The organism is Halobellus clavatus (assembly GCF_900107195.1).
GTDB lineage: Archaea > Halobacteriota > Halobacteria > Halobacteriales > Haloferacaceae > Haloquadratum > Haloquadratum clavatum.
Genome location: NZ_FNPB01000015.1, coordinates 14,212 through 39,495, shown reverse-complemented (window position 1 = coordinate 39,495; position 25,284 = coordinate 14,212). Strand labels below are relative to the sequence as shown.

The window sequence follows — 25,284 nt, the reverse complement described above, 5'->3', positions numbered from 1 at the left end:
ACTGCCGTGGCCCGAATCCGGTCAGGTACGTCTGTAGGCGAACCAGTACGAGAGCGGGAGCGTCAACACGAGGATGAGCAGCGTCCCTCTAATCTGGCTGGCGGCGTCCGGAGGCGAAACCTGCGCCGCGACGGTGAATCCGCCGATAATCAGGGCTGACTCGAGTACGACGAAGGTGGATCGGTTCGACAGGCGCATCGCTTAACGGTTGACGGCTTCGGAAATATTCCCGTCGATGGCGCCGCCGAAAGTACTCTCGTTGCACTCGCGCTCTGCGCTGTCGGGCAATGCTCGCAGCGATGTGGCTACCGAGGAGAGGTCGGATCGATTCGAGAAGTGCCCGGGGTGGGCTCCGAACCCACGATCTCCGCATATCCCAGGTCCGAGGCTCGGCGGGCCCCGTGGGGAGCGGGCGGAGGCTTCCAAGGCGTACCGCACCGAATCTCAGGAAACCCTATGAGTGCGGCGCTATGTCCAGCTAAGCCACCCGGGCTCACTTCTCCGTAGTTCGATGACGTTCTTAAACCTTCGCAAGTCAGATGACAGCGACGGCGTCGGGAGCCGTCCAGTAGACCGCGGTCACTCACCCTCCAGCCCGGAAGCACCGCTCGTGCGGGACCGCTCGGCGTACCAGCCGTAGGCGGTCGGTGCGAGCAGTGCGAGGGCCGCAAACCCAACGATGGCGACGACTCGAAGGTCGATGGCCCCGGCGACAGCGGCGGCCGTGACGCGCTCGGCCGAGGCACCCGCCAGAATCCCGAGGATTACCCACGGAATCTCGCCGATCGCAGTGCCGAGCAGAAACGCCGGGAGCGAGACGCCGGCAACGCCGGCGGCGACGGAGACGACGTCGGAGGGCGCGGGGACGAACCGGCTGGCGACGACGCTCCGGACGTCGCCGGTCCGTTCGACGAACGCTTCGCCGGCGGCGGCGGCGGCCCCGACCCGGCCGTATCGGCGGGCGAGGAGGAACGGCGGCACGCTCGTCAGCGTGACGAGCGCCAGGGCGAGCGGGAATCCCCAGAGGCCGAGTCCGAACCCCAAGAGGACGGCCAAAAGCGTCGTCGGCCACGCGACGAGCGGGCGGACCGCCGCGAGAACGATCGCGGCGGCGACGAGTCGAACGGGATCGGCCGCCAACCACGACGCCCGGGCGAAGACGGCATCCGGCGAGACGACGAGTGCGCCGACGGCGACGATGGCGAGCGCCGCACCCGCCACACCTCGCGCGCGCAGTCGGGACCAGTCCATCGGTTTCGGATCGCCACTCGGGCGGCTTAACAGTTCGTGACTGTCGGAGGCGAACGTTCATATACGAGACCGCGGCCAGATGCCTCGTGCGCTGAGAGAGGCCCCGTGTCGGCTCGCGGTTGTTCGACAACCGACACGGGGGCGGAAGATCGAGTGTCGACTGTTCGCCACGAATAGCGGGGGAGTCCGCTGCCCGGGCGTGCCGTCCGGTGAGGCGCGACCCTGCAAGTATTTTGCGCGCGCCGATCGATCTGGTGGCGTGGCCGACGACGAGGACGAGCAGGTCGATCTGGACGCGTTCGAGCCAGACACCGAGAGTGACGAGCGAGAGGCCGGCGAGGGTGCCGAGCGACAGGTCGGAGCGGGTCCCGATCGAGGGGTCGATACCGGCGATTCCAGCGACGGCGGTGACGACGAGACGGGAGGCGACGACGCCGTCGAGACGACACCCGTCGCGGACCTCGACAGCGACGAGCGGATCGAACTCGGCGTCGACCTCCTCGCACACGTCGAGCGCGATTCGCTCTCGCTGGCGGAGGCTGTCGACCGCATCGAAACGGTGACGACGAATCCCGCGCTCACCAGAGAGATCCTCGACACCGCGGAACTCAGAGGCGTCATCGAACGCGAAGGGGGGCGCCTCCAAACCCGTCGCCGCGGAACCGCCGTGCAGTTCGAAGCGGAGGTGATCGAACGCGAGGGCGACTACGAGTGCCGTCGCTGCGGAGCGAGCCTCTCGACCGGACACTTCGTGCGCTTTGGAACGGGAGAACTCGGCCCGTTCGGCCCGTCGTGCGTGCGGGCGGTGCTCGGTCGAGACTGAGCGCTAGCGACCGCGCCGCAGTTCCTCGATGAGCTGCTCGACGAGTTCGCGCTGTGCGCGCAGTTCCTCGTTCTGCTGTTCGACGATCGTTCTGAGTTCTGCTAACTCCTCGCGGAGTTGCTCGTCGACCGCCGGGGTCGCGGACTCGAACCCGGAGCCCTCGAAGCCGCCTTCGCCCGCTTGCGACTCCGGACCTTCGGGCTGTTGAGACGAGCCAGCTCCCTGGTCGGTCGGTGGAGACTGCGCTTCGGTGAGATCCGGTGCCGACTGCGGTTCGGGGGACCGCTGGATCGAATCCGCCCACGACTCAGCCCCGGTTCCCGACTGGGGGTCAGACGCTGACTCGGCCGCACTCGGGTCGGGTGCCGGTGTCGACGTCTCCCCCAGCGACGGGTCCGGTTCCGCGGACGCTCCGGGTCCCTCCGACTGCGACGACGAGGGCTCGACCTGCTGGGTGGCCGGGTCGGTGGCTGCTCCGCCTGCGGACGCGTCCGCTTCGGCCTGCGTCTCGGCGGTCGGGTCCTGTTCGGCCCCCGCGTCTTCGCGCTGGCGGGTCGCGTTCTCGGGCAGTTCCTCCGGTTCGGTCGGATCAGCCATCAGTGGGTCGGGGCCGTCCCCGAACGAGACGTTGTCACCCGCTTCCGGTTCGGACGCAGCCGCCTCGTCGTCCTCCGATTCGGCCGCGGCCCGGAGTTCGGCCACCGAATCGACGTCCCAGTACGACAGGAGCGTCGTTTCTAGGGCCGCGCGGACCGCGCGGGCGTCCTCGTTGGGGGCCTTGAAGCGTTCCTGTCGGCCATTGACAGTCAGGACGACCGACGTCGCGACGCTTCCGTCCTCGAACGCCAAGTCGCTCACGTCCTCGTAGCGGTACGACTCGAAGTCCTCGTCCCAGAGGTTCGCCCCGATGTGGCGGACGATCCGCCGGCCGGCGATAGCGATCGTGAGTTCGCTGAACCGGAACAGCCGCTCTAGCTGTTCGTCCTCGTCGAGGATGTCGTTCGCGTGGAGGACCCCCTCGACGATCGGCGGGAGGGCGCGGTCGAGTCGCTTGGCGGGCAGCGAGAGCGTCGCGTCGCCGTCGAGGCCGTAATCCAGCGTCACCTTCGCCTTGCGTCGGCCCTCGGAGACCGTGATTCGCTCGGCACCGTGTGGGTACTCCTCGACGGATTCGTCGGAGAGCAGCCCCTCAGCGCGGTAGAGCAGCGTCCGCGTGGGCGTCACGTACAGTTCGTCCTCGCCGCCGAGGTCAACCCGGGCGACGACCTCCTCGTCGGCAAGGTCGTTCTGGACGATCTCCGGTTGGCTCATAGATTCGTTCTCCGTGCGTTTCGTCATAAATCCGTGGGTCTTCGCGGTCGGTCCGCTCGGACTGCGCCTGGGCGAGGGGTCCCCAACCCGAACAAAAACAGCGAACCGGGGGACGAGTGATCAGTCGTCGGCGACGACGTGGTGGCTCGCGTCCGTCATCGCGAGCACCTCGTCGAAGAAGCCGAGTGAGTCGTGCGGGCCGGGGTGGGCCTCGGGGTGATACTGCCGGGTGATGACGTCGAGTTCCTCGTTAGCGAGACCCTCGGCGGTGCCGTCGTTGACGTTCACCTGCTTCACGTGCAGTTCGTCGCCCGGTTCGCCGACGGTGTAGCCGTGGTTCTGGGTGGTCATAACCACCTGTCCGGACTCGAGGTCGCGGACGGGTTGGTTGACGCCGCGGTGGCCGAAGTTCATCTTCTCGGTGGTGCCGCCGAGCGCGCGGGCGACGACCTGCTGACCGAGACAGATCCCGGCGATCGGGACCTCGCCGACGTACTCCTCGACGAGCGTCTCGGCAGCCTCGAAATTCGCCGGGTCGCCCGGCCCGTTAGAGATGAAGAGCAGGTCGGGGTCGACATCGGCGAGTTCCGCAGGCGTCGTGTCGTACGAGAGAACGTGAACGGCGGCGTCGCGTTCGACGAGCGACTCGACGATCGACATCTTCGCGCCGCAGTCGATGAGCGCGACGTCGACGTCGCCGCCCTCGCCGTAGGTGGTGTGCTCGACGGTGGTGACGCGCTTGCCGATGTCGACGTGTTCGCTCATCCCCTTGCACTGTTCGAGTTCGGCCTTCGCATCTTCGGGGGTGACGTCGTCCCCGACCGCGATGCCGCATTTCATTGCCCCTTCCTCCCGGATCGAAGTGACGAGGTCGCGGCTGTCGATGTGATCGATCGCGGGGACGTTCTCCGATTCGAGCCACTCGACGACGTCCTCGGTGAACTCGTGAGCGATCGCCGCACGCGGGTGGACGCGATCGGACTCGAATCGCTCCTCGCGGACGCCGTAGTTACCGATGAGCGGGTACGAGAACGTCAGGACCTGCTCCTCGTAAGAGGGGTCGGTCAGGCTCTCCTCGTAGCCCGTGTACGCAGTCGTGAACACTAACTCGCCGCGGGTCCGTCCCGGAGCGCGACCGCGGGCCTCGATCACGCGGCCGTCCTCCAGGGCCAGATAGGCGTCCGACATTACGAGAAACGGACGTCATCTGCGGGTATAAGTGTTACTTTCGTAGCTGAGTTACGAAATTCGTAATCGGTAAGCCACCCCGACCCGTTGGCATCGTATGGACGACCTCGACCGACAGATTCTCAATATCCTCCGCCGGGACTCGCGTACCCCCTACACGGAGATCGCCTCGCGGGTCGGCACGTCCGAAGGGACCGTGCGCAACCGCGTCGAGCGTCTGATGGACGACGGGATCATCGAGCGCTTCACCATCTCCACGCGCACGGGAAACATCAAGGCGATGATCGAGGTGTCGGTGAAAGTCGACGTCGATACCACCGAGATCACCGACCAGATGGTCGAGTGGGACCAGGTCGACTTCGTCTGGCAAGTCTCCGGCGAGGAGGACGTCGTGCTCGTCGTCGACGCCGCCGACACGCAGTCGCTCAACAACCTCATCACTCGCGCGCGAGAGCTCGACGAGGTGAAAAACACCAAGACGCGACTCATCCTCGACGAGCAACTGGGCCGGTCGCCGTAGGGTGCGGCGCGAAGAGGAGTCACCGGCGAGGGCGACGCTCGCGTCCGGGAGCGTCTGCGACCCGGAACGAATCGTTTTAGTGCGACGCTGGCGGAATGAGGGGTATGGCGATCAAACCGAAATACGTCAAGCAGCTCGGGAAGCTCCTCTTGGAGAAGTATCCCGAGGCGTTCAACACGGACTTCGAGACGAACAAAGAGAGCGTTGCGACGCTCACAAACGTCGAATCGAAGGGTGTCCGCAACCGGATTGCGGGGTACATCACGCGGAAGAAGGGCGCCTCGAACCCCTCGTCGTCTTCGGCCTCGGCGTAATTCCATCTGCAGGTTTGTTCTCGGCCGTCCCGCCCCGATAGCGGCTGCACTCGACGCTAGAACCGATCGGTTCGTCCTGCAGCCCGCCAGCCATCGCGGGGCGCGCCGTCGGGGACGCGACGGACGCGGCGGCCGCTCGTCGCGTCGACGCGCCCGGCGAACGTCCACTTTTCGCCCTCCCACGTCGGCGCCGAGGCGGCCGCCGCCGCTGCCGCCGCAGCGGCGACGCGTTCACCGTCGGACACGTGCGCCGCGATCGCTGTGGCGATGGCGGCCGCTTCTTCGTCGGTGGCGTCGTCGGGGATCGACAGCGATTCGAGGAGTGTCTGATCCATCGGCGCTCAGATCGGGAGGTTTCCGTGTTTCTTCTCGGGGAGGGAGTCGCGCTTCGAGCGAAGCAACTCGAGATCCGAGACGAGTCGCGAGCGCGTCTCCGGCGGTTCGATCACGGCGTCGATGAAGCCGCGGTCGGCGGCGGTGTAGGGGTTCGCGAACTCCTCGCGGTACTCCGCGATGAGTTCCTCGCGCCGGGCGTCGGGGTCGTCGGCCGCCTCGAGTTCGTCGTCGTAGAGGATGTTGACCGCGCCCTGCGGACCCATCACTGCGATCTCGGCGGTCGGCCACGCGTAGTTGACGTCGGCACCGAGGTGCTTCGAGGCCATCACGTCGTACGCGCCGCCGTAGGCCTTCCGCGTGATTACGGTGAGAAGCGGCACCGTTGCCTCGGAGTAGGCGTACAGGAGCTTCGCGCCGTGGCGGATGATGCCGTTGTGCTCCTGGTCAGTGCCGGGGAGGAAGCCCGGAACGTCGACGAAGGTGACGAGTGGAACGTTGAAGGCGTCGCAGGTACGCACGAATCGCGAGGCTTTCTCGGAAGCTTCGATGTCGAGCGTCCCGGCGTTGACGCGGGGTTGGTTCGCGACGACGCCGACCGCGTGCCCGTCGAGGCGGGCGAACCCGACGACGACGTTCTTCGCGAAGCCCTCGTGAACCTCGAAGAACGAGCCCTCGTCGAGGACGCCGCCGATCACGTCGTGCATATCGTAGGGCTTGCGTGGCTCGTCGGGAACCACGCTGTTCAGTGAGTCGTCGGCGCGCTCGGGGTCGTCCCACGGCTCGGCGCGCGGCGGGTCTTCGACGTTGTTCGGCGGGAGATACGAGAGCAGCTGTCGGATGTCGTCGAGCGCTTCCTCTTCAGAGTCACAGGCGAAGTGGGCGACGCCGGAGGTTGAGGCGTGTGTGACCGCGCCGCCGAGTTCCTCGAAGCTCACTTCCTCACCGGTGACGGTCTTGATCACGTCCGGCCCGGTGATGAACATGTGGCTGGTGTCTTTCACCATAAACGTGAAGTCGGTGAGCGCGGGCGAGTAGACCGCACCGCCGGCACAGGGGCCCATAATCGCCGAAATCTGAGGGACGACGCCGGAGGCCTCGGTGTTGCGGCGGAAGATTTCACCGAAGCCCGCGAGCGACTGCACCCCCTCTTGAATCCGCGCGCCTGCGGAGTCGTTGAGGCCGACGACCGGCGAGCCGACCTCGACGGCTTTGTCCATCACTTTCGTGATCTTCTCCGCGAGGACCTCGCCGAGGGATCCGCCGAAGACGGTGAAGTCGTGGGCGAAGACGAACGTCTTCCGTCCGTTGACCTCCCCGTAGCCCGTCACGACGCCGTCGCCGGGGAGCTGTTTCTCCTCCATCCCGAAGTTGTGGTTCCGGTGCGTCCGGAGCTGGTCGATCTCGTTGAAGGTCCCGTCGTCGAGGAAGTACTCGATGCGCTCGCGGGCGGTCATCTTTCCCTTCTCGTGCTGGGACTCGATCCGCTCCTCGCCGCCGCCCTTCAGCGCGCGCTCGCGCTTCTCGCGTAGCTCCTCGATCCGGTCCTCCATCGTCACGTCGGACCACCTCCGGTCATCGTCACGTACGTACCGACGGGAGGCAAAAGGGTTTCCGCAATCCGATAAACGAGGGTTCGTCGAACGTCGATACTCGCCGCAGTAACGTGAATGAACGATCGTGATAATTTATGTATGCCGATGGTGTGCTAGAATTTGACAATGGCGGGCGCAGACAGATCACCCTTCGAGCGACTCCGGACGCAGTACAGCGACGCCGACCTCGTCTGTCCGAAGTGCGGCTACGACGACGCCGACGGCGAGTGGCAGGCGGTGACCACGGGCGACGTCGTCGAGTACCGGCACGTCTGTCCGGGCTGTGGGTCGATCCGCCGGCGGACCGTCTCACTCGACGACGTCGAGTAGCGGGGGCGTCCCCCGGCACGGACCACCCGCCAACTGCGGCGAGGCTCCCGGCAGCGACCGGTGCCGCTGGCCGGACCAGCCGCCGTACCCAATCACTACTCCGGGTCAGACCAGCGCCCGCTCGGTTCTGAGCCCCGCGACGGCCGCGGCGCCCACGAGGATCGCGACGAGCACTGTCGGCCAGAATCCCAGACTGCCGCTGAGGCCGAACGTCGTGAGCAGCGTGAACACCAGAAACACCGGAAGCACGACGCCGACGGCGAGGAGCCACGGTGTCGCGATCGCCGCGCTCAGGTCGCCACCACCGGCGCGGAGTTCACTGATGGCGTCGTGGCCCATCACCCAGCCGACGAAGAGCAGCACCGCCGCCAGGCCGGCGGTGAGAAGCGTATCCACGAGCGGCCCCGCGACGAAGCCGAACACCGCCGTGCCACCGACGGTTGGATTGATCGCACAGACGCCGCCGGTGACGACGACCGCGAGGGTGACGAGCGCCACGGCCCGCCGGCGGCCGAGGCCGTACTCGTCGACGAGGAAGGAGACGGGAATTTCGAGCATACTGATCGACGAGGAGAGGGCTGCGAGCACGACGACCCCAAAGAACGCCGTCGCGACGAGCGCGCCGGCGGGCAACTGGGCGAAGGCCCCGGCGAGGCCGACGAACAGCGCGCCGGGACCGGGAGCCGTCTGCGCCGGATCGACGCCGAGTGAGAACAGCAGCGGGAACACGACGAGGCCCGCGAGGACGCCGACCAGCGTGTTGAGAATCGCGATCACCGTCGCATCGAACGGGAGCGAGCGGTCCTCGTCGATGTAAGAGGCGTAGGTGATCATCGTCCCCGCCCCGAGCGAGAGCGTGAAGAGCGCCTGTCCGGCGGCCGGGCCGAGCACGTCGAAGAAGTTCGCTCGGACCGTGGCGACGTCGAATCTGAGATAGAACGCGTACGCCTCGGCCGCGCCGGACCGCGCGCCCGCCCAGACCGCGAGTCCGATCAGGAGCACGAGAACCGCCGGCATCATCACCTTCGTCCCCAGTTCGATCCCGCGGCGGACGCCGCCGAAGACGACGAGCGCCGTGAGCGCCAGAAACAGCAGGTGGAAGGCGAGGGCGTCGAGACCGGCCGCGACCCCCCCGAAGTACTGCCCCGGCGCAGCGAAGTACGCCGGCTGTGCGCCCACGAGTCCGAGTGCGCTCTCGCCGAAGTACCGGAGGATCCACCCGCCGACGACGCTGTAGAACGAGATCAGCGCGATCGCCGTGATCACGTAGAAGACTCCCCACAGTCCCCACGTCCGCGATCCCGAGAGGTCCCGGAGCGCCCCGACGGGGCTCTGTTTGCCGCGGCGTCCGATCACGAACTCGGCGAGGAGCCCGGGAACGCCGACCACGAGTACGATACCGAGATACACTGCGAGAAACGCGCTGCCGCCGTTCTCCGCCGTCACCCACGGAAATCGCCAGATGTTCCCGAGGCCGACCGCCGAGCCCGCGGCTGCGAGAATGAAGCCCACGCGCGTCGCCCAGGTCTCACGTGCCATTGCGTCTCAGTCGCTTGTAACCGAGTAAGTGGCTTTCGGACCGGTCATCTCCCGGCTGAGAGACAGAACGGACGTTCGTGATAGAACGGGCCGATCGGCGGGCACGGGTTTTTGAAAGCCACCAGTGAGCCTCACCGAGGCTTATATGTCGATACCATAATGAACGAATATGACTGAATCGGGTCACATCGTGATTGCGGGGAGTGGACGCGTCGGCCACCGCGTGGCACAGCACTTCGCCGACCGGGGCCGAGACGTGACTGTCATCGATCCCGAGCCAGACGAGGCGGTGGAAGGTGACGACATCGAGGTGCTGGAGGGCGACGCGACGAAGCCGTCGGTGCTCGAAGCCGCGATCACCGACCACACGGACGTCGTGGGTGCGCTGACCGACAAGGAGGACACGAACCTCGTCGTCTGTATGGCCGCAAAGCGCCACGACGCGGACATCCGGACCGTCGCGCGGATCGAAGACCGGGCCGGCGACGAGTACGAGGCGTACGTCGACCAGGTCTACTTCCCGGAGCGCGCCAGCGTCCGCGCCGGCGTCAACGCGCTCGCCGGGAGCGACGTCCGGACGATCGAGGAAGTCACCGGCGAACTGGAAGTGCTCGACGTCCGGGTCGATTACGGCGCGCCGGCCGCCGGAGAGGTGGTGGCGGACGCGCTCCCCGAGGGCACCGTCGTCATCGCCGAGTCGGGCGGACACGTCGCCGTACAGCACTCGACACGGCTGATCGAGGGACGGCGGTACCTCGTCGCGGCCGATCGGGACGTCGTCGGCGAAGTCCTCGAACAGTTCCGCGGCGAGGGTGACGGGTAGTCGCCCGCACGGCGACGAGCCACGCGCAGTTCCTACAGCGGTGGGACGATAGCACCGTCGACGAACAGCGTCTGAATGCCGAGCCACAGCGTGAGCAGGACAGCGAGGATCACGACCGTCCGCGCGAGCCAGAGCCAGGTGACGCCGACGCCCTGCCCGAAGGAGGACCCCGAGAGGAGTTCCGCGACTGCGGGGCGCCCGTAGACCCACCCCGCGAAGAGCAGCACGCCGAGCACCGACAGGGGGAGGAGCAACTGGTACGCCAGCGTGTCGAACCACGTGAGCCACGCGGTGTCCCACGCGGAGGGGGTCCCGAGCAGGAAGATCAGTCCCCCGAGCACGGCCGCGACCCGCGGCCGCCGCGCCCCGTAGGTGTCGACGACGTAGGAGGTGACGACTTCCAGCAGGCTGATCGCCGACGACAGCGCGGCGATGAGGACGACAGCGAAGAAGACGGCCCCGACGAGACGCCCGGCGGGCAGTTCCGCGAACGCCGTCGCGAGGCTGATGAACAGCGCTCCTGCACCGCCGCTCCCGGGTTCGACGCCCTGCACGAACAGCAGCGGGATGACGACTAATCCGGCGAGGACGCCGACCGCGCTGTTGAGCACGACGACGGTGATGCTGTCGCCGAAGAGGCTCTGGTCCTCACCGACGTAGGAGGCGTAGGTGATCATCGCCCCCATCCCGAGCGACAGCGAGAAGAACGCCTGGCTGACCGCGAAGGGGATGACGTTCGTGAGCGGGCCGCTGAAGGAGGGGAACGGGTCGAAGGAGACCGAGAGGCTGAGTTGTGAGAGGTCCGGCGAGAGGAAGTACACATAGCCCGGACTGGCACCTGAGAGCGTGAACACCCACACCGCGAGCGCGCCGAGGATGACGACGATGCTCGGGACCATCAGCTTCGTGGCGCGCTCGATGCCGTCTTCGACGCCGCCGGCGACGATGGCGACGACGAGGAGCATGAAGACCGCGTGCAGGACCAGCGCGTCGAGGCCGGCGGAGACCGACCCGAAGTAGCTCGCCGGATCGGCGAAGTACGCGCCGGTGAGGCTCCCCCCGATGTACCGGAGGACCCAGCCCCCGACCACGCTGTAGTACGAGAGGATCCAGAAGCCGATGCCGACGCCGAGGACCCCCACCCACTTCCAGTTCCGGTGCCCCAGTCGTTCGAACGCGCTGATCGCGTTCAGGTTGCTCTTCCGGCCGATGACGAACTCCGCGAGCATCGCCGGAAGGCCGATCCCCAGCGCAGCGACGAGATAGACGACGAGGAACGTCGCCCCGCCGTACTCTGAGGTCTTAAAGGGAAACTGCCAGATGTTGCCCAGTCCGACCGCTGAACCGACCGCGGCGAGGATGAATCCCGCACGCGTCGCCCACGTCTCTCGTTGACTCATATTCGAGTTCGGCTACTCGGTATTCGGTTGATAAGGCACGCGATCCCCGGTCGGTCACCCCGTGAGAAGTCTACACAAGAGTCCTATCACGGCCAGTTTCGTCCACGCCCGGGGAAGCGCGCCCGGCGGCGGCGTGGTCCGACCGCAGCGCCGGAGCCGACATCGAGCGCCGGAACCGGTGTACAAATGCCATCGTATCTCGTAGGAGCCGACGAGAATGCGCTCTCCGCGCGGTCGTCTCGATTCGACTCCGGCCCTCCTCGTTGGTGTCGTCGCCGTCCTCGGCGCGAACCTCCTCCCCCTCGTCGGGGTCCTCGCCTGGGACTGGAAGCTCTCGACGCTGCTCGTCGCCTACTGGGTGGAGGCGTGCAGCACGGTCCTCCTGGCCGCGGCGAAAGCCCTGTTCGCCGAGCGCGGTTCGCCTGGCGTCTCCACCCGGATCGAGCCGCTTCACGAACTCCGTGAGAAGCGCGGCGGCTGGCAGTTCCGAACGGACTGGCCGCCGATCTACCCCCGGAACGTCCCGTTCGCGCTCTCGATCCTCGGCATCTGGGTCGTGACGGTCGCCCCGCTGAGCGTCCTGTACTGGCTCTCTGCGGACCTCCGGTTCGTCTTCTCGCTCAGCCTCGCACTCGGTATCGGCGCGCTGGTCGTCGCACAGGCGTCGGACTTCGTCTTCGAGTACATCGGCGAAGCAGCGTACGCCGAGGTGTCCGCACAGGAGATCATCCGCACGCCGGCGCAGTTGTCGCTCGTCGTGGTCGCGATCGGCTTTCTCGGGAGCGCCGGCGCGCGGGCGAGTGGCCTGTTGGTCCTCACGCTCGTCGTCGTCGCGAAGACGGCCGCCTCCGTGTACCGGTACTACGTCGAACACGTCGGGACGCCGATCCTTCGGCTCGGCGAGCGCCTCCTCGACGACAGAGCGACGAGCGAACCCCCGCCAGAACTCGCGCTTCCCGACGCGGAGGTGAGCGCGCGAGTCACAGTCGACGCCAGGTCAGTACTGCTCGGGAGCACCGGAGCGATTCTCTTCGGATTCGCGAACCGCGTCGGCCTCCTCGCGCTCGCGTTTCTCGGCTTCGCTGTCGTCGGCGGCGAGCCGGGATGGCTCGCGGCCGCGCTGCTTGCGGTCCTCGCGATCGTGGCCGCGCGCGTGCTCAGTTACTACCTCCGCTACGGGACGGTCGAGTACCAGCGCCGCGGGGACGAACTCGTCGCCTACGACACCGCACTCGAGGCCCCGCAGTGGATCGCATCGATCGGCCCGAGAACGGATTTCTCGGTGCGAAACGCGATCGCCGATCGCCTGCTCGGCACGGGAACGCTCACCATCTCCGACGTCGACTCGGTCGATCGGAACGTGCGGCTCGGGCCCGTCCGCGACATCGACCGCGCTGTCGAGCGGCTGGACCTACCGGTGAGAGACACAGATCGTCCGGACCGGGATCCGGCCGTCATCGCCGCCGCCAGCGTCCTCGCGCTCAGTTTTCTGGCCGTCCCGGCGCTGCTGTTTCGCTCCCCGGAGGTGAGCGACAGCCTCGCGTGGGGCGTCTCGCTGGTATTCTCGCCGTTCTTTATGCTGCCGGTCGGGTTGCTCGTCTGGGCGGCCCTCTCGCGGCTGTGACGCCGTTCGAGTCGCTACGGCACCAGGACCAGTTTCCCGACGAAGCTGTCTTCGAGGACCGCGCGCTGGGCCTCGCCCGCGTCGTCGAGGTCGTACGTCTCGTGAACGACAGGCAGCATCTCGCCGCTCGCGGCGAGTGTGCCCACCCGATCGAGTACCGCGCTGAGGTCGTCGGCGTTGAACATCGACATAAACTGGTACTGGACCTCTTTCCCCTTCGTGACGCCGATGTCGTCGAAACCGCCCTCGGCGGTGTCGTTGCCGATGCCGATGACGCGCCCGCCCGTATTTACGACGTTCGCGTTGAGCTGCAGGTACTGGTCCATATGCAGGTCGACGACGACGTCGGCGCCGCCGGCGTCGACGACGGCGGCTTCTAGGTCGGTGCGGTCGTAGTCGAAGACCTGGTCCGCGCCGAGATCGGTCAGTGTCCCCGCGTACTCGGGCGACGCCGTCGCGTGGACGCGAGCCCCCATCGTCTCGGCGAGTTGGATCGCGGCGTGTCCGACGCCGCCACTGCCGCCGTGGACGAGTACGATTTCGGTCGGTTTCGTCGCTGCGTGGTGAACAAGCGCCTGCCACGCAGTCGCTCCGACGGTGCCGAGGGCCGCCCCGTCGACGAACGAGACGTCGTCCGGAAGGTGCGAGACGAAGTCCACCGGCGCGGCCGCCCGTTCGGCGTACGACCCGGGCATCCCGTTGCCGAGTCCCGTGCCGAAGACGCGGTCACCGACCGCGAAGCGCTCGACGCCCGCTCCCACCTCGGCGACGGTGCCCGCGAAGTCGCCGCCGCCGATGAACGGCAGGTGCGGCACGGGGTAGGCGCCCTCGCGGAAGTAGGTGTCCACCGGGTTGACGCCGGCGGCTTCGATGTCGACGAGGACCTGCCCGTAGTCGGGGTCGGGATCGTCGACCTCGTCGACCGTCAGTACGTCCGGTCCGCCGTGTTCGTGAAATCTGACTGCGCGCATCGAACGGCGGTTCGGCACGGAACGGCTTAAAGGACGGCGAACGCGGCACGGAATCGCGCTCCCTGTCGGCCCGCGACGCCGATCGGGCAGTCGATCTTGGAGAATCAGGGCAATACTCACAATTAAATATCAGTATTTGCAATGTTGACACGTACCATATGGTAGCACTGACTGAACTCACAGAGATGTACGCCGATATGGTGACGGCGCGTCACTACGAGGAACGGCTTCAAGAGGAGTACCTGGAGGGGAAGCAGCCGGCCTTCGACATCTCCGCGGGGCCGATCCCCGGAGAACTCCACCTCGCAGCGGGCCACGAGGCCGCGGGGGCCGGGGTCTGTCAGCACCTCCGCGACGACGACACGGTCACCGCCCCGCACCGTCCACACCACGTCGCCATCGCGAAGGGCGTGGACCTGAAGCGAATGACCGCCGAGATCTTCGGCCGAGAGACCGGACTCGGAAAGGGGAAAGGCGGACACATGCACCTCTTCGATCCGGACGTCAGCTTCGCGTGCAGCGGCATCATCGCCGAGGGGTGTCCCCCGGCCGCGGGCGCTGGACTCGCCGCGAAGAAGCGTAACACCGACAGCGTCGCCGTCGCGTATCTCGGCGAGGGGGCGATCGATCAGGGCGCGTTCTTGGAGTCGCTCAACTTCGCCGCCGTCCACGACCTCCCGGTCGTGTTCGTGATCGAGGACAACGACTGGGCGATCAGTATGCCCAAAGAGCGGGTGACGGACCTCGAAGACGGATCGAAGCGGGCCGATGGGTTCGATATGCCCGGCCGCCGGGTCGACGTTGACGACGCCGTGGCCGTCTACGACGCCGCCCGGGAGGCCGTCGGCCGTGCCCGCGACCAGAACGGCCCGACGCTCCTCGAGATCCAGGTACACCGCCGGATGGGTCACTTTATGGGCGATCCGGAGAGCTACCGCCCCGAGGCGGATCAGGCGGCGGCGGCCCAGCGCGACTCGATCGAACGGCTCGCAGACGACCTCCGCGCCGCCGGCACCGACGACGCGGAACTGGAAGATCTCCGCGCGGAGGCTGAAGCCCGCGTCGAGGAGGCCATCGAGTGGGCCAAAGACCAGCCCAAGCCCGACCCGGCAGCCGCCCACGAGGATATGTGGGTCAATCCGCCGAGCGGCGTGACCGACAGCGAGCCCGACTTCGACCTCGCGGGGGGTGAGGACTGATGGCCGAAGAGATCACCCGCGAACTGACGATGAGCCGCGCGATGGTCGAGGCCATCGCCGGCGAGATGCGCGCGGACGACGAGGTGTTCTATATGGGCGAAGACGTCGCCGACTACGGCGGCATCTTCGACTCCACGGAGGGGCTCCGCGAGGAGTTCGGCTACGACCGCGTGATGGACGTGCCGATCAGCGAGACGGCGTACCTCGGCGCGGCCGTCGGGGCCGCCCAGGAGGGGATGCGTCCCATCGCCGAGTTGATGTTCGTCGACTTCTTCGGCGTGGCGATGGATCAGATCTACAACCAGATGGCCAAGAACACCTATATGAGCGGCGGGAACGTCTCCGTGCCGATGGTGCTCACCGCCGCCGTCGGGGGCACGTACAACGACGCCGCCCAGCACTCACAGACCCTCTATGGGACGTTCGCTCATATGCCGGGAATGAAGGTCGTCGTGCCCTCGACCGCCTACGAGGCCAAGGGCCTGATGCACAACGCGATCCGCGACGACGACCCCGTGGTCTATCTGTTCCACAAGCGCCTGATGGGGATCGGCTGGCTCCCGGCACCGGACGGGCCGAAGACGCCCGTGCCGGAGACCGACTACACGATCCCCTTCGGGAGCGCCGACGTCAAGCACGCGGGCGAGGACGTGACCATCGTCACGCTCGGCCTGCACGTTCACCGGGCGCTGGAGGCCGCCGAGTCCCTCGCCGAAGACGGGATCGGTGCGGAGGTGATCGACCTCCGCTCGCTCGTCCCGCTCGATACCGACACGATCGTCGAGTCGGTCGAGAAGACCGGGACCCTCGTCGTCGTCGACGAGGACTACCGCTCGTACGGCGTGACCGGCGAGATCGTCGCGAGCGTCGCCGACGAGGCGGTCGGCGCGCTCGACAGCGTCGAGCGGGTTGCACTCCCCGACGTCCCGATCCCGTACGCGCGCTCCCTGGAGAACGAGGTCGTGGCCGACGCGGGGGACATCGAAGCGGCCGTGCGACGGACGCAGTAAGATGTCGGACGACGGAGACCGCGTCGCGGTGACGCTCGCGGAGTGGCCCGACGACGCCGACAGCGACGAGGGCGTCGTCGTGAACTGGTTCATCCGCCAGGGCGCCGCAGTCGACCCCGAGACCAGCCTCTGTGAGGTACAGATCGAGAAGGTCAGCGTCGACGTGCTCGCACCCGTCGCGGGGACGCTCGAGGAGATCGTCGTCAGCGAGGACGGCGAGTTCGCTCGCGGAGACACCCTCGCGTGGATGGATCCCGATGACGAGTGACGAGGCGGCCGAGCGGACGGTGGCGGACGAGCGCTCGCTGAGTCCGATGCGGCGGACGATCGCGTCCAGACTGCAGGAGAGTTACCAGGAGGCCGTTCACGTCACCGTGAGCCGGGCGGTGTCGGCCGAGTCGATGCTGGCGGCGGCAGCTACGGAACTCGAAGCGGATGGCGAACCGATCGAGCCCTCCGTCGTCGACGTGCTCGTCTGTGCGCTCTCGGAGACGCTGTCCGAGCACCCCGCGTTCAACGCGACCTTCGAGGACGGGACCCACCGCGTCTACGAGGAGCACAACGTCGGTGTCGCGGTCGACATCGACGATGGCCTCGTGACGCCCGTCCTCGAGGACGTGGGGTCGAAGTCGCTCGCGACGATCACTGCGGAGCGCCGCCGGTTGACAGCGCGCGTGCAGGCGGGCGAGTACTCGATGAGCACGTTCCAGGGCGGGACGTTCACCGTCTCGAACCTCGGCCCGCTCGGCGTCGATTCGTTCACCCCCGTGATCAACCCGCCCGAGGTGGCGATCCTCGGCGTGAACCGGATCCGTGAGGCGGTCGTCCCCAACGAGAACAGCGAGCACGGCGTCGGGACCGAAAAGCGCCTCACGCTCGATCTGAGCTTCGATCACCGCGTCGTCGACGGCGCCGACGCGGCCCGGTTCCTGGGGACGCTCACAGAGCGCCTGACCGACGCGGAGCGGTACGTCGAATGAGCGATACGGACGAGAAAGGCGTGCACGAACGACTGCTCGACCGCGCGTCAGCGGGGGTGCCCGCGGTGGCCGTCTGGCGCCCGGGGCGGTACCTGCGGTTCGGTTACCGGGACACCCGGCAGTCGGGGTACGAGGATGCGAAGGCCCGGGCCCGCGAGTTGGGATTCGAGCCGGTCGAGCGACGCGTCGGGGGGCGTGCCGTCGCCACGACGGCGACGACGGTGCTCTTCGCACTCGCAGAACCGGGTGAGGCGGCCGATGCCCGGACGGGGATCGGCGAGCGGTACGACCGGGCGGTGACCGCGGTACGCCGGGCGCTCAGAGGCCTCGGCGTGGCTGCCACGCGTGGCGAACCGCCGGAGACGTACTGCCCCGGCGATCACAGCCTCCAGTGCGACGGCAAACTCGTCGGGCTCGCACAGCGGGTGACGACCTCGGGGGCACTCGTCTCCGGCGTGCTGTACGTCGACGACCGAGACGAACTGGCGGACGTGCTCACTGCGGTGTACGCGCAGCTGGGATACGACTTCGATCCGACGAGCGTCGGGACGGTCGCGGACGCGGGCGGCGAGTGTCGGTTCGAGCGGGTGAAAGCCGAGTTCACAGCGCAACTCACCCGGGCCCTTGACGCGCCCGACGGGGCCGTCGAGACGATCAACCCTGGGCCTCAGAGCGGGTGACGCCGGCCGATTCGGCCACGGGAGAGTGCGGCCGACGGGGAAGCGATATCGGCGGGATTTATGCGGGCGCGTACCCGTTCCTCGGACGATGCGCTTACACGAGTATCAGGCGAAGGAGGTCTTCGCCGACGCCGGGGTTCCGGTGCCCGAGTCACGTCTGGCGACGACTGTGGAGGAGGTCGTCGAGGCGGTCGCAGACATCGGTTTCCCGGCGGCGATCAAAGCACAGGTACACGTCGGTGGACGGGGGAAAGCCGGCGGCATCAAGATCGCGACTGACGAGGACGAGGCCCGGCAGTACGCCGACGAAATCCTCGGAATGGACCTGAAGGGCTACACCGTCGAGAAGGTCCTCGTCGAGGCCGGCGTCGACTTCGAGAACGAACTCTACGTCGGGATCACGATGGACCGCGGTGAGGGCGAGCCCGTCGCGATGGTCTCGACCGAGGGCGGCGTCGACATCGAATCCGTGGCCGAGGAGACCCCCGAGGCGATCGCCCGCGAGCACATCGATCCCGCGTTCGGCTTCCATCCCTATCAGGCCCGCAAGGTCGTCTACGACGCCGGCATCCCCGGCGATATCGCCGGCGACATCGCGTCGATCCTCTCGACGCTGTATGATCTCTACGAGTCGAAAGACGCCTCCGAGATCGAGATCAACCCCGTGATGATCACCGCGGACCGGGAAGTCGTCGCGGCCGACGCCGTGATGAACATCGACGAGGACGCGCTCTTCCGGCAGCCCGAGTTGGCCGAAATGGAAGACGAGGCGGCAGAAGACGACTTGGAAGCCAAAGCCAACGAGTACGGCTTCGACTACGTCCGCCTGTCGGGCAACGTCGGCATCATCGGCAACGGCGCGGGGCTCGTGATGACGACGCTCGACCTCGTCGACCACTTCGGCGGCGAACCGGCGAACTTCCTCGACATCGGCGGCGGCGCGAAGGCCGAGCGTGTCGCGAACGCGCTGGATATGGTCTTCGCAGACGAGAACGTCGACGCCGTCGTCTTCAACATCTTCGGCGGCATCACCCGCGGCGACGAGGTCGCCAAGGGGATCAACGAGGCGCTGGAGCAGTTCGACGAGATCCCGAAGCAGGTCGTCGTCCGCCTGGCTGGCACCAACGCCGAGGAGGGGATGGAGATCCTCAACACCGATCTGGTCGAAGTCGAAGCGACACTCGAAGACGCGGTGCAACAGGCAGTCGAGAACGCACAGGAGGCATCCCAATGAGCATCTTCGTCGACGACGACACGCGCGTCGTGGTACAGGGCATCACCGGTGGAGAGGGGAAGTTCCACACCGAGCAGATGATCGAATACGGCACGAACGTCGTCGCGGGCGCGGTTCCCGGGAAGGGCGGCCAGGAGGTCGCCGGCGTCCCCGTCTACGACACGGTCGACGGGGCCGTCGAGGCCGAGGACGCCGACGCGTCAGTGATCTTCGTCCCGCCGGCGTTCGCCGGCGACGCCGTCTTCGAGGCGCTCGACACCGACCTCGACCTCGTGGTCGCGATCACGGAAGGCATCCCGACCCAGGATATGGCGAAGGTCAACAAGCGGCTCTCCGAGACGGACACGCGCCTCATCGGCCCGAACTGTCCGGGCATCATCACCCCCGGTGAGGCCAAACTGGGCATCCTCCCCGGCAACATCTTCGAGTCCGGCGACGTCGGCCTCGTCTCCCGATCGGGAACGCTCACGTATCAGGTCGTCTCGAATCTGACCGAGCGAGGCATCGGTCAGACGACCGCGATCGGCATCGGCGGCGACCCGATCATCGGGACGTCGTTCGTCGACGCGCTGGAAGCCTTCGAGGCCGACGGAGACACGAAGGCAGTCGTGATGTGCGGCGAAATCGGCGGTGAGGACGAAGAACAGGCCGCGAAGTTCATCGCAGAGTACATGGACACCCCCGTCGCTGGCTTCATCGCCGGGCGCACCGCGCCGCCAGGCAAGCGGATGGGTCACGCCGGCGCGATCGTTTCGGGGTCCGGGACCGGAACGGCGGACTCGAAGATAAGCGCACTCAACGACGCTGGCGTCCCCGTCGGCGACACGCCGAACGAGGTCGCCGAGTACGTCGAAGACTTCCTGTAGGATCGCACGGCTGCCCCCGCCACCGATCTCTGACCTCTCCCGGCGTATCGTCGGCGTCCGTCGCTCGGTACTCTCTGCACCGAGACCCCGGGTGACGCGACCCCATCGGACCGGAGAGTTATCACGGTTGCCACCCTCTATCTGGCCGATGCGCGTCAGTGAGGTCGCCTCGGCGGACGTTATCACCATCGGCGTCGACGCCACGGTCCGGGACGCCGTCGAGCGGATGCTCGATTCGGACGTCGGGAGTGCGGTCGTCACCGACGAGGGCGTGCCGGGCGGCATCCTCACGAAGAGCGACGTGCTCAGGGCGGCGTACCGGACGGACGACCCGCTGTCGTCGATCGGCGTGAGCGCGGCCGCGAGCGCACCGCTCATCACGATCGGCCCCGACGCATCCGCGCGACGGGCAGCCGAGAAACTCCACGAGCACGACGTGCACCGGCTCGTCGTCGTCGACGGGATGGACGTCGTCGGCGTCGTCTCGACGACCGACCTGATCAGAAACTACGGCGGGATTCGCAGCGCGGCGCGCCGGCGCGCCGACGCGGAGTACGACTGGGTCACCGGCGACGACGTTCGGTGAACGGGCGAAGACCCCGTCGTCTGCCCCGACGTCGCCCTCCGCAACCGTCATCACCGTCCGACCGATAGTTCGCGTTGATGAGGCGATTCCGCACGACCCGTCGGGCGGTTCTGGGGGCCGTTGGGAGCGGCGCGCTCCTCGGAACGGCCGGGTGCCTGCAGACCCTCGGGTTCGATCGCCAGTCTGCCTGGCGCGACCCGCCGCTCGCCGACGATCGGCCCGATGCGGTCTACGTCCCCGCGGTCACCGAGGGGATGGGGATGTACGGCCGGGCGGCGGTCGGCCGCTACCGCGTCGCGCTCACGTACTCGTACCCCCACCGCTTCTGGACGCTTTCGGGAACTGAGCGCTCGAAGAGCGTCGTTGAGGCCGACCACGACCTCCACCTGATGGTGTCGCTGTGGGACGCCGAAACCGGGCAGTCGCTCCCGCTCGATTCGGGCGTGACGATCGAGATCCGGCGCGAGGGCGAACTGGTCACGCAGGAACTCGCCTACCCGATGCTCTCCCAGCAGATGGGCTTTCACTACGGCTCGAACTACGCTCTCGACGGAGACGGATCCTACGAGGCCCGGGTCGACGTCGGCGGCGTCTCGTTGCGGCGGACCGGCGGCTTCGCCGGCGCGTTCGAGTCGGCCCGGACGGCGACGGTCCCGTTCGAGTTCGACAGCGACGCGCTCTCTGAGATCACGATCGACCGTCCCGAGAACGCCGGCGAGCGCGGCGCGATCGCGCCGATGCAGATGGGGGACGTGCCAGTCGGTCGCGCGCCGGCGGCCGACGCGCTCCCGGGGCAGCATCTCGGCACGACGCGGACCGGCGACGCCGTCTTCGAGGTCTGTGCGGTGAAGAGCGGATCCGAGACCAACGGCTCAGCCTACCTTTACGTCTCCGCCCGAACGCCGCACAATCGGATCGTCCTCCCGATGATGGGACTGGAGGCGACGCTGCGGCGCGGCGACGACGTCGTCTTCGACGGTCGTCTGGAGCGAACGCTCGATCCCGATGCCGGCTATCACTACGGGGCGTCGGTGCCAACCGTGGCGGCGGGCGACGAACTCACCGTCTCGCCGAACGTTCCGCCACAGGTCGCCCGCCACGACGGCTACGAGACGGCGTTCTTACAGATGAATGCCGTCTCGGTGACGGTCTGAGACTGAGAAAACTGGACGGCGGAGAGGAATCCGGATCGGACCGTTTTCCTATCAGTTCGCCCGCGTGACGTCGGCCGCGGTTCCGGACGCGCGGAGCGACTGCGTGCTCGTGTCCGAGGTCGAGCCGTCAGAACTCGATCCGTCACTCGTCGACCCGTCATCTGACGAGCCGTCTGAACCGCCACCGCCGACCGAGAACTCCTGGGAGGTGCGCTCCAGTTCGACGCTCACCTCGCCGTCGAGGTCGCCGTTGACGTCACCCTCGGAGACCGTGAGGTTCGACTGGGAGGAGACGATCGAACCGTTCTGGATCGTCGGCGGCGCGGAGATCGTGTACGGACCGGTCGCGCGGACGCTGACGTTCGTGTACCCGTTCTCGGGGCCGTACTCGTCGTAGCCGGCCGTCGAGTACGGCAGCGTCATCGTGAACTCGCCCTCGGCGTTCGTCTCGGCTCGTTGCGTGTACGTGAACGTCGAGTTCGTGTTCGGGATCCGCAGTTCGGTTCGTGCGGTCACGGTCGCGTTCGGGGGCGCGCCGCTGCCCTCCACGGTCGCCCCGGGAACGCGCTCGAAGGTCTTGACCCACGCGGGGTTGCTCGGGACAGCCGCCTGGGGATTGAATCCGGCGGTCCGGGAGTTGCGGAGGGTCGTCCGGAGAATCGAATTGCGAGCGGAGGTGTTGCTGACGTGCGCGAGGCGGTAGTGATCGAGTGCCTCGACGCGCTGACTCGGGAACGAGCCGATGCCACCGATCTGTGCCGTCTGGTCGTCAGCGACGTACTCCCGCGCGGCGCTCATATTGTCGAAGGTCCGCACGAACGACTGCTCGCCCTGCGGGTTGGACGGGACGGTAACTGACTCACCGCCACCGGTTTGCACCTGCCGGGGCTCCCAGTCGAACACGATCGGCGAGGGCTGGCGGGCGCTCCCGTGGTAGTAGTACAGCCGCGTCATCGTGCTGTTGTAGAAGCGTTGCGTGCGGACTTGGGTGGTCCCGGCGAACTGCCCCTCCTCGCTGAAACTGTACATCGTCCGGAGGAAATCGCCCCGGGAGACGTTCTCCTGGGCGTCGTAGAAGACGGTCGGCGCGCCGAACTTCGAGCCCGGCGTCGCCATCTTCCAGTCGACCATCACGTAGCGGGTGTTGTCTCCCTCCGTACTCTGTGAGGCGAGGACCTCCTGCGACTGGGTCTCGTTCGGCGCGAGCAGGAAGTTCGCCGCCGGAGTCGCGCCTTGCTGGAACGGGTTTGCGTTCGGGATCCGTTCGCCTTGAACGGTGATCCAGTGGCCGTAGTCCCACCACGATTGGACGCCGTAGGCGCCATCGGGGTACTCGAAGTCGTCGGTACGTTCGTACGTGCCGTAGTACTCCATCTGGTCGGCGTTGCCGGCGCCGCCGAGATTGCCCTCCTCGGGCGTGTTGCCCTGCATCCACTCCAGGGAGTCATCCCAGACCGTGACGGCACCGGGGCCGTTGTTCTGCGCAGACTGCCAGGCTGGCGTCGCCTGCGTGTTGCCGACGGCGATGGGCACGGTGAGCGCGGGACCGAGGATTAAGAGGACGGTGGCGACGATCGCGAGCACCTGGTAACCGTCGATGTCGTTCGCAATCTCGGTCACCGACTGTCGGAGGTCGAGCCACTCCAGAATCTCGCCGAAGAGGTACGCGTTGAACACCGCGACGACGATCGCGAGGTAGTAATTGAACCGGACCTGTGTGAACGCCATCGAGGTGACGAACGCCGCCCAGACGATCACGAAGAGGGTGTCGGCGTCGTAATCGGTAAGGAACGTCGCACCGACGATGAGCGCCGAGATAATAAGCAGGCCGGCGACCTGCTCGTCGATACCGAGGGCAGTTTCGATCCCACCGAGAACGGCGGGAACGAGGAAGAGGACCGCGACGACGGCGAGCGAGCCAGTGATGTAGCCGTACGCTCGCGTTGTTCCCTTGTTCACCAGCGGTCTCGCGTGGAGCCAGACTGCCGCGGCGAGACCGGTGAAGAACGTCAATCCGTACTCGATAGTGATCCGGCCGGCGGCGTCGACGCCGAACCGCTGGAGCGACGACTGGGAGATGAACGGCTGAGCCTCGCCGATGGTTCGGGTCGCAGCGTTCGCGGAGAAGCCCACGATACGGAGGAGGTTCCCGACGATGAGATCAAGTAGTCCGATCGGGAGCACGAAGAGTACGCCGAGACCTACGACGATGATGCCACCAACTGCTGCTGGATAGAGAGACGCATCGAGATCAGTCCCCTCCCAGATGCGGGCGAGCCACGAGAGGAAAACGGCAGCGGCGGCGACACTCAACGCGGTGAGTGGCTGGAGGAGCGAAGGGATTGTCGTACTGAACCCGGTCTGCTCAATAACGAGGATCGACATCACGGCGGCGACGAGCATACTCGTCACGATGGCGAACGCGGTCGGTTCGGGCGTTCGATCGTTGACGACGTCGCTCGGGATTTTGACGAGGGCGAACACGCCGACGATTCCGACAAAGAAGACGGCCGGCGGCCACACCCAGAGGTAGAGCCCGATCAGAAAGCCGGCGAAGAGACCCCATTTCAGCGGCGCTTCGAGGGTATCGAGAGTGCGGTTTTCGAGGAGTTCCTCCCGGATGACTTCCCAAACAGGCATCGAAGATTCGGCTTTTCGGAGGGCAGCGACGAAGCCGAACACGGCGAGCGCCATCATCAGCGGCTCGACCGCGTTGTGGTCGGCGACACCGACGAGCGTCCGGCTGAGGAACGATCCGGGAAGCAGGAGAAGAACAGTTGCACCGAAAAGTCCAGAGAGCCGGCCATAGAGTGACTTGCCGATGTAGTAGACCGGGATTGCCGTAAGCGCGCCCGCTACCGCGGGCGCGACGAGGAGAGTCTTTCCGATGAGTTCCTGACTCGGGGATCCGAGTCCGATGATCAGCGCGACGGTTGCCACGATCTGGTCGTAGAGGGTCCCGAACTGCCCTTGAAACGTACCGTATGGGAAGTACGTCCACGTGTCGAACGGGATTGTAGAGGGCCAGTTCTGGACGGTGTACATCACCTCGCGGAAGTGATACCACGCGTCATTGCCGGAGAAGTAGACTTCGCCATCGCGGATGAAACTGGAGTATGTCTCAATCCGCCACGCGAACATTACGATCACGATGAGGAGGAGAGCGGGGATATGATACCAGTCTTCAACGAGGTCAAGGATTGACTGGCCCCCTCCGTCGTCAGCTTCACTACGCGAACCCATTATGTACGAAGTGATTCGGAAAGGGTGAATAAGCCTTGTGAATGAAGTTCCGAACATACCGTCAAATGGGGTTATTTAAGTCCGTTCTTAACTTGGAATAGACGGCTCTGCGCGCGAATATTCAGTTCTCTTTGGCAAGAGGGAGTACAATGGTTTACCTTGACCAGTAGAATTCGGTGACACCCACAAACACAACGCAGGAATATCAATTACTGCTGCCAGCCCAACATACGAAATCAGGTACTTCGAGATCATATAAGAAACCGCATTTGCAACCTCATCCTGGAATAATATCCGTCCGAACTCTTTG

25 protein-coding genes and 1 tRNA gene are annotated in these 25,284 nt (G+C 66.6%); 15 read left to right on the top strand and 11 right to left on the bottom strand.

The genetic code is table 11. From position 1 onward, the window contains the following. Positions 1–21: 21 nt before the first annotated feature. From BLU74_RS19080 to BLU74_RS16175, 3 genes are all read right to left on the bottom strand, one after another. On the bottom strand, positions 22–198 hold the full coding sequence (locus tag BLU74_RS19080) for a DUF7534 family protein (protein ID WP_175454685.1): 177 nt from the start codon (positions 196–198) through the stop codon (positions 22–24). 139 nt (positions 199–337) lie between these two features. Then, positions 338–493: transfer RNA gene (locus BLU74_RS16180), tRNA-Met, on the bottom strand. Between the two features lie 86 nt (positions 494–579). Continuing rightward, on the bottom strand, positions 580–1,251 hold the full coding sequence (locus BLU74_RS16175) for a VTT domain-containing protein (RefSeq protein WP_089769235.1): 672 nt from the start codon (positions 1,249–1,251) through the stop codon (positions 580–582). 478 nt (positions 1,252–1,729) lie between these two features. Here BLU74_RS16175 and BLU74_RS16170 point away from each other — a divergent pair, with 478 nt between their 5' ends. After that, positions 1,730–2,074, top strand: a complete 345-nt coding sequence (locus BLU74_RS16170) for a DUF5830 family protein (protein ID WP_089769279.1) — start codon at positions 1,730–1,732, stop codon at positions 2,072–2,074. Between the two features lie 3 nt (positions 2,075–2,077). On the opposite strand, the gene BLU74_RS16165 is transcribed toward BLU74_RS16170, so the two are convergent. Both BLU74_RS16165 and carA read right to left on the bottom strand, forming a co-directional pair. Next, the gene (locus BLU74_RS16165; RefSeq protein WP_089769276.1) at positions 2,078–3,385 is read right to left on the bottom strand and encodes a DUF7115 domain-containing protein; all 1,308 of its coding nucleotides are present in this window, start codon (positions 3,383–3,385) and stop codon (positions 2,078–2,080) included. A 120-nt stretch (positions 3,386–3,505) separates the two neighbouring features. Further along, positions 3,506–4,573, bottom strand: coding sequence for a glutamine-hydrolyzing carbamoyl-phosphate synthase small subunit (carA, locus tag BLU74_RS16160; protein ID WP_089769232.1), 1,068 nt, complete (start codon positions 4,571–4,573; stop codon positions 3,506–3,508). A gap of 97 nt (positions 4,574–4,670) precedes the next feature. Between carA and BLU74_RS16155 the strand changes: the two genes are divergently transcribed. Beyond that, complete coding sequence (locus BLU74_RS16155; protein WP_089769230.1) at positions 4,671–5,093, top strand: Lrp/AsnC family transcriptional regulator; 423 nt, start codon at positions 4,671–4,673, stop codon at positions 5,091–5,093. A 104-nt stretch (positions 5,094–5,197) separates the two neighbouring features. Further along, positions 5,198–5,407, top strand: coding sequence for a 30S ribosomal protein S17e (locus tag BLU74_RS16150; RefSeq protein ID WP_089769228.1), 210 nt, complete (start codon positions 5,198–5,200; stop codon positions 5,405–5,407). Positions 5,408–5,463: 56 nt separating this feature from the next. On the opposite strand, the gene BLU74_RS16145 is transcribed toward BLU74_RS16150, so the two are convergent. Beyond that, complete coding sequence (locus tag BLU74_RS16145) at positions 5,464–5,742, bottom strand: DUF8022 family protein (protein WP_089769226.1); 279 nt, start codon at positions 5,740–5,742, stop codon at positions 5,464–5,466. A gap of 6 nt (positions 5,743–5,748) precedes the next feature. Further along, the gene (locus BLU74_RS16140; protein ID WP_089769224.1) at positions 5,749–7,293 is read right to left on the bottom strand and encodes an acyl-CoA carboxylase subunit beta; all 1,545 of its coding nucleotides are present in this window, start codon (positions 7,291–7,293) and stop codon (positions 5,749–5,751) included. Positions 7,294–7,461: 168 nt separating this feature from the next. Here BLU74_RS16140 and BLU74_RS16135 point away from each other — a divergent pair, with 168 nt between their 5' ends. Further along, a complete protein-coding gene (locus BLU74_RS16135; RefSeq protein WP_089769222.1) occupies positions 7,462–7,665 on the top strand; it encodes an HVO_0649 family zinc finger protein in 204 nt (67 codons plus the stop codon). A gap of 105 nt (positions 7,666–7,770) precedes the next feature. Here BLU74_RS16135 and BLU74_RS16130 read toward each other — a convergent pair whose 3' ends face one another. Continuing rightward, on the bottom strand, positions 7,771–9,204 hold the full coding sequence (locus BLU74_RS16130) for a sodium-dependent transporter (protein ID WP_089769220.1): 1,434 nt from the start codon (positions 9,202–9,204) through the stop codon (positions 7,771–7,773). 169 nt (positions 9,205–9,373) lie between these two features. On the opposite strand from BLU74_RS16130, the gene BLU74_RS16125 reads away from it, so the two are divergent. Continuing rightward, on the top strand, positions 9,374–10,027 hold the full coding sequence (locus BLU74_RS16125) for a potassium channel family protein (RefSeq protein ID WP_089769218.1): 654 nt from the start codon (positions 9,374–9,376) through the stop codon (positions 10,025–10,027). A 32-nt stretch (positions 10,028–10,059) separates the two neighbouring features. Here BLU74_RS16125 and BLU74_RS16120 read toward each other — a convergent pair whose 3' ends face one another. Beyond that, positions 10,060–11,427, bottom strand: a complete 1,368-nt coding sequence (locus tag BLU74_RS16120; RefSeq protein WP_089769216.1) for a sodium-dependent transporter — start codon at positions 11,425–11,427, stop codon at positions 10,060–10,062. 217 nt (positions 11,428–11,644) lie between these two features. Here BLU74_RS16120 and BLU74_RS19400 point away from each other — a divergent pair, with 217 nt between their 5' ends. Next, a complete protein-coding gene (locus BLU74_RS19400; RefSeq protein WP_245705822.1) occupies positions 11,645–13,051 on the top strand; it encodes a DUF6498-containing protein in 1,407 nt (468 codons plus the stop codon). A gap of 14 nt (positions 13,052–13,065) precedes the next feature. On the opposite strand, the gene BLU74_RS16110 is transcribed toward BLU74_RS19400, so the two are convergent. Next, complete coding sequence (locus BLU74_RS16110; RefSeq protein ID WP_089769214.1) at positions 13,066–14,022, bottom strand: NADPH:quinone reductase; 957 nt, start codon at positions 14,020–14,022, stop codon at positions 13,066–13,068. Between the two features lie 185 nt (positions 14,023–14,207). On the opposite strand from BLU74_RS16110, the gene BLU74_RS16105 reads away from it, so the two are divergent. From BLU74_RS16105 to BLU74_RS16065, 9 genes are all read left to right on the top strand, one after another. Further along, positions 14,208–15,221, top strand: a complete 1,014-nt coding sequence (locus BLU74_RS16105; protein WP_089769273.1) for a thiamine pyrophosphate-dependent enzyme — start codon at positions 14,208–14,210, stop codon at positions 15,219–15,221. Further along, positions 15,221–16,231, top strand: a complete 1,011-nt coding sequence (locus BLU74_RS16100; RefSeq protein WP_089769211.1) for an alpha-ketoacid dehydrogenase subunit beta — start codon at positions 15,221–15,223, stop codon at positions 16,229–16,231. Before BLU74_RS16105 ends, BLU74_RS16100 begins: the two co-directional genes overlap by 1 nt. 1 nt (position 16,232) lies before the next feature. Further along, positions 16,233–16,499, top strand: a complete 267-nt coding sequence (locus BLU74_RS16095; RefSeq protein WP_089769210.1) for a lipoyl domain-containing protein — start codon at positions 16,233–16,235, stop codon at positions 16,497–16,499. Beyond that, on the top strand, positions 16,489–17,211 hold the full coding sequence (locus BLU74_RS16090; RefSeq protein ID WP_089769208.1) for a 2-oxo acid dehydrogenase subunit E2: 723 nt from the start codon (positions 16,489–16,491) through the stop codon (positions 17,209–17,211). Before BLU74_RS16095 ends, BLU74_RS16090 begins: the two co-directional genes overlap by 11 nt. Continuing rightward, positions 17,208–17,891 carry a lipoyl protein ligase domain-containing protein gene (locus tag BLU74_RS16085; RefSeq protein WP_089769206.1) on the top strand — a complete coding sequence of 228 codons (684 nt, stop codon included), beginning with the start codon at positions 17,208–17,210 and terminating at the stop codon, positions 17,889–17,891. Before BLU74_RS16090 ends, BLU74_RS16085 begins: the two co-directional genes overlap by 4 nt. Positions 17,892–17,979: 88 nt before the next feature. Next, positions 17,980–19,125 carry an ADP-forming succinate--CoA ligase subunit beta gene (gene sucC, locus BLU74_RS16080; RefSeq protein WP_089769203.1) on the top strand — a complete coding sequence of 382 codons (1,146 nt, stop codon included), beginning with the start codon at positions 17,980–17,982 and terminating at the stop codon, positions 19,123–19,125. Beyond that, complete coding sequence (gene sucD, locus BLU74_RS16075) at positions 19,122–19,991, top strand: succinate--CoA ligase subunit alpha (RefSeq protein WP_089769201.1); 870 nt, start codon at positions 19,122–19,124, stop codon at positions 19,989–19,991. Before sucC ends, sucD begins: the two co-directional genes overlap by 4 nt. A 148-nt stretch (positions 19,992–20,139) precedes the next feature. Then, the gene (locus BLU74_RS16070) at positions 20,140–20,577 is read left to right on the top strand and encodes a CBS domain-containing protein (RefSeq protein ID WP_089769199.1); all 438 of its coding nucleotides are present in this window, start codon (positions 20,140–20,142) and stop codon (positions 20,575–20,577) included. Between the two features lie 77 nt (positions 20,578–20,654). After that, complete coding sequence (locus tag BLU74_RS16065) at positions 20,655–21,731, top strand: DUF7350 domain-containing protein (RefSeq protein WP_089769197.1); 1,077 nt, start codon at positions 20,655–20,657, stop codon at positions 21,729–21,731. A gap of 51 nt (positions 21,732–21,782) precedes the next feature. Here the strand turns inward: BLU74_RS16065 and BLU74_RS16060 are convergent, their stop codons facing one another. After that, positions 21,783–24,974, bottom strand: coding sequence for an oligosaccharyl transferase, archaeosortase A system-associated (locus BLU74_RS16060; RefSeq protein WP_089769195.1), 3,192 nt, complete (start codon positions 24,972–24,974; stop codon positions 21,783–21,785). Positions 24,975–25,284 lie beyond the last annotated feature (310 nt).

Excerpts from the sequence above, each read along its gene's own strand:
- BLU74_RS16065 (WP_089769197.1), top strand. The coding sequence starts at position 20,655 with ATGAGGCGATTCCGCACGACCCGTCGGGCGGTTCTGGGGGCCGTTGGG.
- BLU74_RS16095 (WP_089769210.1), top strand. The coding sequence starts at position 16,233 with ATGTCGGACGACGGAGACCGCGTCGCGGTGACGCTCGCGGAGTGGCCC.
- BLU74_RS16105 (WP_089769273.1), top strand. The coding sequence starts at position 14,208 with ATGTACGCCGATATGGTGACGGCGCGTCACTACGAGGAACGGCTTCAA.
- BLU74_RS19080 (WP_175454685.1), bottom strand. The coding sequence starts at position 198 with ATGCGCCTGTCGAACCGATCCACCTTCGTCGTACTCGAGTCAGCCCTG.
- BLU74_RS16085 (WP_089769206.1), top strand. The coding sequence starts at position 17,208 with ATGAGCGATACGGACGAGAAAGGCGTGCACGAACGACTGCTCGACCGC.
- BLU74_RS16100 (WP_089769211.1), top strand. The coding sequence starts at position 15,221 with ATGGCCGAAGAGATCACCCGCGAACTGACGATGAGCCGCGCGATGGTC.
- BLU74_RS16140 (WP_089769224.1), bottom strand. The coding sequence starts at position 7,293 with ATGGAGGACCGGATCGAGGAGCTACGCGAGAAGCGCGAGCGCGCGCTG.
- sucC (WP_089769203.1), top strand. The coding sequence starts at position 17,980 with ATGCGCTTACACGAGTATCAGGCGAAGGAGGTCTTCGCCGACGCCGGG.
- BLU74_RS16145 (WP_089769226.1), bottom strand. The coding sequence starts at position 5,742 with ATGGATCAGACACTCCTCGAATCGCTGTCGATCCCCGACGACGCCACC.
- BLU74_RS16110 (WP_089769214.1), bottom strand. The coding sequence starts at position 14,022 with ATGCGCGCAGTCAGATTTCACGAACACGGCGGACCGGACGTACTGACG.
- BLU74_RS16175 (WP_089769235.1), bottom strand. The coding sequence starts at position 1,251 with ATGGACTGGTCCCGACTGCGCGCGCGAGGTGTGGCGGGTGCGGCGCTC.
- BLU74_RS16120 (WP_089769216.1), bottom strand. The coding sequence starts at position 11,427 with ATGAGTCAACGAGAGACGTGGGCGACGCGTGCGGGATTCATCCTCGCC.
- sucD (WP_089769201.1), top strand. The coding sequence starts at position 19,122 with ATGAGCATCTTCGTCGACGACGACACGCGCGTCGTGGTACAGGGCATC.
- carA (WP_089769232.1), bottom strand. The coding sequence starts at position 4,573 with ATGTCGGACGCCTATCTGGCCCTGGAGGACGGCCGCGTGATCGAGGCC.
- BLU74_RS16150 (WP_089769228.1), top strand. The coding sequence starts at position 5,198 with ATGGCGATCAAACCGAAATACGTCAAGCAGCTCGGGAAGCTCCTCTTG.
- BLU74_RS16165 (WP_089769276.1), bottom strand. The coding sequence starts at position 3,385 with ATGAGCCAACCGGAGATCGTCCAGAACGACCTTGCCGACGAGGAGGTC.
- BLU74_RS16090 (WP_089769208.1), top strand. The coding sequence starts at position 16,489 with ATGACGAGTGACGAGGCGGCCGAGCGGACGGTGGCGGACGAGCGCTCG.
- BLU74_RS19400 (WP_245705822.1), top strand. The coding sequence starts at position 11,645 with ATGCGCTCTCCGCGCGGTCGTCTCGATTCGACTCCGGCCCTCCTCGTT.
- BLU74_RS16130 (WP_089769220.1), bottom strand. The coding sequence starts at position 9,204 with ATGGCACGTGAGACCTGGGCGACGCGCGTGGGCTTCATTCTCGCAGCC.
- BLU74_RS16135 (WP_089769222.1), top strand. The coding sequence starts at position 7,462 with ATGGCGGGCGCAGACAGATCACCCTTCGAGCGACTCCGGACGCAGTAC.
- BLU74_RS16125 (WP_089769218.1), top strand. The coding sequence starts at position 9,374 with ATGACTGAATCGGGTCACATCGTGATTGCGGGGAGTGGACGCGTCGGC.
- BLU74_RS16060 (WP_089769195.1), bottom strand. The coding sequence starts at position 24,974 with ATGGGTTCGCGTAGTGAAGCTGACGACGGAGGGGGCCAGTCAATCCTT.
- BLU74_RS16155 (WP_089769230.1), top strand. The coding sequence starts at position 4,671 with ATGGACGACCTCGACCGACAGATTCTCAATATCCTCCGCCGGGACTCG.
- BLU74_RS16070 (WP_089769199.1), top strand. The coding sequence starts at position 20,140 with ATGCGCGTCAGTGAGGTCGCCTCGGCGGACGTTATCACCATCGGCGTC.